This is a genomic window from Psychrobacter sp., from assembly GCF_035469765.1.
Classification (GTDB): domain Bacteria; phylum Pseudomonadota; class Gammaproteobacteria; order Pseudomonadales; family Moraxellaceae; genus Psychrobacter.
Map to the genome: position 1 here is coordinate 1 of NZ_DATIRM010000275.1, position 5924 is coordinate 5924.

The window sequence follows — 5924 nt, forward strand, 5'->3', positions numbered from 1 at the left end:
GATATAAGCGGTACCTACGTGCGGGAAGCCAGTAGGTGAGGGCGCGATACGAGTACGGACAGGACGATTGCTGTTGGCAGCATTTGGGTTCTGGCTAGAGGTTTGCATCATAAGAATCTCAGAATGTGGTTATCAAGGGTAATAATCATTAAAATTTGAATGAAAATACGACTGAAACAATAGCGGTCAAAGTAGAAAAATAGCGTAAAATATAGCGCTAGTATAACAGAGAGATGGGATATTTTTAACGAAAAGCCCTTCTAGCGCTTGACTACCTGTGTATCCTTGCGATAATAATGTTAGACAAGTCATAACTTGTTTATTTTCATCTGATTTTTTACTATTACCGGTCAATTTGACCATCATCTATTGAGTTGTTTGTGTCCATATCGAATAGTAAGCTGAATATTAAGCCAAAAAATACGCCAAATGCTAATCCCAATCCTTCTGACCCTGATAATTCTATGTCAGCGGCGAGTCTGTCTTCTGAAGAAAGCACTTCTACTCAAAATCTTATGCAAGAGTCTGCTAAAGATAAAGCTACGTCTGACGAATTGAGTTTTGTCCATGATGCGGTGCTATTGCAAGAAGCGGTCGCTGCGGTATTAGGTGTCAAAGCGCTACCGAAGCAAACAGATGACGAAAGTCAAAGCAGCTTGCAAGTAAGCGGCATTTACGTCGATGCGACCTTTGGGCGCGGTGGTCACAGCAGACTGTTATTAAGTCAGCTTGCTGATGACGCAACCTTAATCGTCTTTGATAAAGATCCAACGGCCATTAAGGTGGCGCAAGAGCTGGCAAGTAAGGACAGCCGCGTGCGGGTAGTCCATGATAGCTTTGCGACTTTGACGGACAGTCTAGCGGCAATGGGTATCACTCAAGTTGACGGCTTAATGGCAGATTTGGGTATCTCATCACCGCAGATTGATGATGGCAGTCGTGGTTTTAGCTTTATGCGAGATGGCGCGGTTGATATGCGCATGGATACCAGTCGTGGGCAGTCGGTCGCTGAGTGGCTTGAAAATGTCGATGATGAAACTTTAGCCAATGTACTCTATGATTTTGGTGAAGAGCGTCATAGCCGCCGTATTGCGCGTGCGATTAAACAGATGGACAGTTATAAATCTACGCTTGAGCTAGCAGAAGTGATAAAAGTTGCCCATCCTAATTGGCAGCGCGGTAAGCATCCAGCGACCCAGAGCTTTCAAGCGATGCGGATTTTTATTAACAACGAGCTTGGTGATGTCGATAACTTTTTAGAACAAAGTATTCCGATATTAAAAGCAGGCGGACAGCTAGCAGTGATTAGCTTTCACTCGTTAGAAGATCGCCGTATCAAGCAGTTTTTGCAGCGTCATAGTAAAGGGCAATATCCAGAAGATGAGAATTTGCCGATGCCACCCAAGCGTCCACGTTACTTTAGTAAGCCTCAACGGGTCGGTCCAAGTAAAGCAGAGATAAGTCAAAATCCACGCTCGCGTAGTGCATGGTTGCGATTGGCGACTCGTACCGATACTGATTATTTAGCAGATATTGAGCCATAAACCATATTATTAAGTTATGTGGCTTAAATATGACTGAATGTTTTAATGATTACGCGGCTGTTAAAAAGCTGTAAACATTATCTGCTAGGCTCAGCAGTTACTTTTTTTGCTTGGTATTGTTTTTATTGATGGTGCTGATGGCTTATAAGGGTTTTATAACTCGTAAATGGTTATCGCTTTTTATATTTTGAATTTCACTTTTTTGAGATTGTCATGGCAATATCCGACAAACCTGTAAACCGCCGCGCCGCAACGCCATCGAATACCGATGTTGGCGATTTATTTGTGCGTAAATTTAAAATATCAAATATCTATGTGGCTATATTGGTACTGTTGGCGGCTAGTATTGTATGGAGTGGCATCAAAACGGCTGAAGGTGTTCAGCAATATCATCAGGATTATAAAACCTTGCAAGACATGAAAAAACAAGAGCGCAAGCTCCAAGTTGAGCATCAGCGTTTGCTCATCGAACAGCAAACCTTTAGTGCGACCCCGCAGATTGCCAGTCGTGCCGTTGCCGAGCTGGGCATGTTTTCGCCGACTCTCAAAGACAAATTGATTATCCAGCCGGGCGCTGCAACTGCTGTCGCACTGGTTGACCCAGATGCCAAAAATCTTGCTGCAGATACCGTTGCTACTAATGACTCTGATATTATTGAAAGTGATGCGACTGTTGCGGAGGCAGGGCAATGAGCGATAAAAAAACCAATGCCAAACCTGCCAGTAAAAAATCTACTAGTGGTAAAGTGACCAAGCCGTTACGTCGTGCCAGTGCTGCCAAATCGGGGCAAACGAGCAGTAAAATGGATGACAAATCCCCTGGTAATCGTAAAACCAAACTATTTAGTCGCCTAAAAAAGAATGAAGAGCAGGGCGCCTATACCAGTGTCAAAAATCTAAAAAGCAAAAGGGCATTTTTGGGCAAAGCCTCTGGCGCTTCCTCTCGCGGCGGTGTTGAGCAAGACAAAAATCGTTTTCGTCTGATTTGGGCGTTGGCGCTTTCCATCTTAGTTGCGCTAATCGGTCGTGCTTACTATATCCAAATCGTCAATGCTCAGTTTTATCAAGACAAAGGCAATGAGCTTATCACCAGCGTACGCACGCAAAAATCTTATCGCGGCATGATTACCGATCGTAATAATTTGCCGTTGGCAGTCAGTGCGCCACTGGCAACAGTCTCTTTTAGCCCGCACGATTATGCCCGGGAATATTACGAGCTAAAACGCATTATTATCACCAATCCTGATAGTCCGCAGCTGATTGCACGTATGCAAAAACGCTTAGATAATATGGATTTAACCACGCTCGCCGCCGCTGCCAATATTTCGGTAGATGAGCTCAAGAGAGTCACGGCTATTGACGCCAGTGTCGATGTAACTGATGAGGAAGCCGTCAAAGCAGCACTGCCATCGGGTGCAGGCTCGCACTATTTACCGCTTTTGAACAAAGTGACGCCAGAGATTGCCCAAAGTGTCAGCTCGCTTGATTTTCCTGGTGTTAATGAGAAAAACTTCTTCCAACGTTTTTATCCACAGCCGCAGCCTAACTCGCAGCTACTGGGTTTCATGGGACAAAACTCCAGTGACCCTGAAGGTGGATATGAAGGACGTGCTGGTATCGAGCGTCAGTATGAAAAAGAGCTAGCAGGTGATGATGGTAAGGTTTTGGTATTAAAAGATGCCAAACAAAATAGCTTAAAAGAGATTAAGCAGGTTGAGCCTGAGATACCTGGTAAAGATGTGACCTTGACGATTGATTCACGCCTGCAGTATCTGCTGTATAAAGAGCTGGAAAAAGCAGGGCGCTTGCAAAAAGCACGCTGGTCGACAGGTATGGTTGTTGATGTACAAACCGGTGAGGTGCTCGCGCTATCAACATGGCCATCATTTAACTCCAATAACTTAAATGAGATGACCGGTGAAAACCAGCGTAACCGTGCGCTGCTTGATGTCTTTGAGCCCGGTTCGGTCATGAAGCCATTTACCGTTGCTGCCGCTTTGGATTCAGGCAAGTATACGGCTACCTCTTTGATTGATACCAATCCTGGCTCTATTCGTGTCCGTGGCTATACTATCCGTGACCATGATAATCTGGGGCGGATTAATTTGGCAACGCTACTGCAGAAATCGAGTAACGTCGCCTCGACCAAGATTGCACTGTCGCTACCGGCTGATGGCATTACCAATATGCAAAAGCAGTTTGGCTTTGGGGCAAAAACACCGCTGCAATTTCCCGGTGAAGGCAGTGGACTTGTGGTCACACCAGAAGAAAAAGAAACCTCAAGACGGGCGACGATCAGTTATGGCTATGGTATCCAAGTGACGCTGGCACAGGTAGCGCAAGCATATTCAGCGCTAGCAGCAGGCGGTGTCATGCATCCTTTGACCCTCATTAAAGAAGATAAACCGCAGCCAAGTAAACGTATTATGGCGCAAGAGCAGGCAATGGCTATCGTACAAATGATGGAAAGTGTCACTGAAGCTGGTGGTACTGCGACAGGCGCTGCTATTGATGGGTATCGTGTTGCCGGTAAGACAGGTACTTCGCGCCGTATCAATCCCGAAGGCGGTTATTATACTGACCAATATCGCAACGTCTTTGCGGGTATGGCGCCAGCGTCGAATCCGCGGTTGGTCGGCGTTATGTTAATCGAAGACCCGCGTGGTCAGATTTATGCTGGGTTGACCGTAGCTCCTGTCTTTCATAATGTGATGAAAGAGGCGCTGCGTTTGTATAATGTGCCATTAGATAAGCCATTAAAAACTGAGGCTCAGTAGTCATCGAAGTCTCTTTTAATGCTCGATTTTCAACTATTTTATTTGTTTTAATCTTTTAGGATGCGCTCATGACCTTGTCTATCTCATCGCCAAGCCGTGTGGCTGTCACGTTGCAGCAGTTGTTTAATGCTAAAAGCACTGCTAGCCATCAACTACAGCAGGCATTGGCTGCGATGATGGCACCCTCTGCACAAGGCTCATCCGCTCAGTCCGATTCAAAGCCAGCAGATTCGATTACTGATATTCCATTCAATCAGTTTTGTTTAGACAGCCGCCAACTTGCGTCAAATGATGTGTTTGTCTTACTAAAGAGCCATATACCCAACTGTCAAAAAAGTCGTGATTACCTTTTTCAAGCCGCTAAAAATGCGGCTTTTATCCTATCGGAAATTGATCCTATCGCTTTAATCAGCGCCGCCAATACGCCAGCACATGCCAATATTGCGCTAACAGATGAGAGCAGCTCCGCTGAGCAACAGCTTGCCTTGCTACCTTGTCCTGTTTTATACCTGCCTAATATTCGTGATTTTTTGGGCAGTTTTATTCAAGTGCGTTTGCAGTATTCACAGCCCGTGAAGTTGCCTACTGTTGTCGCAGTGACAGGTACCAATGGCAAAACCACCATCAGCCAACTGGTGGCACAGTTAACGCAGCTCACTGGTATGAGCAGTGCTGTTATGGGTACAGCGGGTAATGGTCGACTTGGTGCTTTGGTACAAGCCAGCCATACCACTGCTGACGCGCTGGCAGTCCAGCAGTTTTTATATCAAATGGGTGTTGAGAATGCTGAACTATTGGCGCTAGAGGCAAGCTCGCACGGTTTGAATCAGCAGCGTTTGCAAGGTATGCCGGTATCGGTGGCGATTTATACCAATTTGAGCCGTGATCATTTGGATTATCATGCTGATATGGCCGAGTATGCCGCCGCAAAAGCTAGACTCTTTGATAAAGCACATTTCCCAGAATTGACACACGCTATTATCAATATCGACGACGACTATGCGCAGATAATGTTGGATACGGCAAATGCCAGTAATTTGATAGTTTGGACATACAGCTTAGATCCATCGAAAACGGCTACCTTCGTCGCAGCTAACATTACGCCAAGTTTACAAGGTGTTGAGATTAGCCTGCGTACAAATTTCGGCAATGAAAAAGTTAATAGTTTAAATATCGTTAGTCCATTACTTGGACGTTTTAACGTGGCAAATTTACTTGCTGCGATTGCCGCAGCTGTAGCATTAGGGATTGGTTTGGAGCGCATTGCGGCCATTATTCCGCAGATACAAGGTGCGGTTGGACGTATGCAGCGTGTGCCATCGAATGATGGCTGTTTTATCGTCGATTATGCTCATACGCCAGATGCATTAAGCCAAGTGCTTGCCAGTCTAAAAACTCATTGTAAAGGTCAGTTATGGGCGGTATTTGGCTGCGGTGGTGACCGTGATGCCGGCAAACGTCCATTGATGGCACAGGCGGGACTAGCAGGGGCGGATAAAGTCATTTTGACGGCAGACAATCCCCGTACCGAAGACCCAAATATGATTTTGCAAGACATGCAGGTGGGCATGAGTATTGAGCAATATCAGCGTACTCATATTGA

Annotated in this window: 5 protein-coding genes; 4 read left to right on the forward strand and 1 reads right to left on the reverse strand. The window is 45.7% G+C overall.

Annotation, left to right across the window (positions count from 1 at the left end):
* Nucleotides 1-108, reverse strand: a 108-nt coding sequence (locus tag VLN09_RS07795) for a glutamate--tRNA ligase family protein (protein ID WP_414709107.1), incomplete at its 3' end; no start/stop codon positions are given.
* Nucleotides 109-515: 407 nt separating this feature from the next.
* Between VLN09_RS07795 and rsmH the strand changes: the two genes are divergently transcribed.
* From rsmH to VLN09_RS07815, 4 genes are all read left to right on the forward strand, one after another.
* Nucleotides 516-1544: a 16S rRNA (cytosine(1402)-N(4))-methyltransferase RsmH gene (gene rsmH, locus VLN09_RS07800; RefSeq protein WP_325245286.1), complete on the forward strand. Its 1029-nt coding sequence runs from the start codon at nucleotides 516-518 to the stop codon at nucleotides 1542-1544.
* A gap of 213 nt (nucleotides 1545-1757) precedes the next feature.
* Nucleotides 1758-2237, forward strand: coding sequence for a cell division protein FtsL (gene ftsL / locus VLN09_RS07805; RefSeq protein ID WP_325245278.1), 480 nt, complete (start codon nucleotides 1758-1760; stop codon nucleotides 2235-2237).
* Complete coding sequence (locus VLN09_RS07810) at nucleotides 2234-4321, forward strand: penicillin-binding protein 2 (protein ID WP_325245280.1); 2088 nt, start codon at nucleotides 2234-2236, stop codon at nucleotides 4319-4321. Before ftsL ends, VLN09_RS07810 begins: the two co-directional genes overlap by 4 nt.
* A 68-nt stretch (nucleotides 4322-4389) precedes the next feature.
* On the forward strand, nucleotides 4390-5924 hold a 1535-nt coding region (locus VLN09_RS07815; RefSeq protein WP_325245282.1), incomplete at its 3' end, for a UDP-N-acetylmuramoyl-L-alanyl-D-glutamate--2,6-diaminopimelate ligase.

What these genes read in the sequence shown, in the direction of transcription:
- rsmH (WP_325245286.1), top strand. Translation starts at nt 516, where the DNA reads ATGCAAGAGTCTGCTAAAGATAAAGCTACGTCTGACGAATTGAGTTTT.
- ftsL (WP_325245278.1), top strand. Translation starts at nt 1,758, where the DNA reads ATGGCAATATCCGACAAACCTGTAAACCGCCGCGCCGCAACGCCATCG.
- VLN09_RS07810 (WP_325245280.1), top strand. Translation starts at nt 2,234, where the DNA reads ATGAGCGATAAAAAAACCAATGCCAAACCTGCCAGTAAAAAATCTACT.